Genomic DNA, 354 nt, shown 5'->3' with positions numbered 1-354 from the left:
CTACTCTCACATGGGGAAACCCCACACTACCATCGGCGATGCATCGTTTCACTTCTGAGTTCGGGATGGGATCAGGTGGTTCCAACGCTCTATGGTCGTCAAGAAATTCGGGTACTGACTCGTGACCGGATGGCCTCGCTTCAGCAAATTGGGTATGTGACAGCTTTCGGTGTTTTGTGAGCATCGAACTTTCGGTTCATTGCGTCTTCACACACCGCAATCTGATGCTCTTTCGAGTCTACAGATTGCTTGGGTGTTATATGGTCAAGCCTCACGGGCAATTAGTATTGGTTAGCTCAACGCCTCACAGCGCTTACACACCCAACCTATCAACGTCGTAGTCTTCGACGGCCC

The 354-nt window shown here is 50.8% G+C and carries 2 rRNA genes; both read right to left on the bottom strand.

The features are described 5' to 3' along the window. A 5S ribosomal RNA gene (rrf, locus tag L6D74_RS29905) occupies positions 1–103 on the bottom strand; the annotation flags it as partial. 157 nt (positions 104–260) lie between these two features. Further along, a 23S ribosomal RNA gene (locus L6D74_RS29900) occupies positions 261–354 on the bottom strand; the annotation flags it as partial.

This window comes from Pseudomonas pharyngis (assembly GCF_021602345.1).
Taxonomy (GTDB): Bacteria; Pseudomonadota; Gammaproteobacteria; order Pseudomonadales; family Pseudomonadaceae; genus Aquipseudomonas; species Aquipseudomonas pharyngis.
The sequence above is the reverse complement of the archived record's forward strand: the minus strand, read 5'-3'. Positions and strand labels throughout refer to the sequence as shown.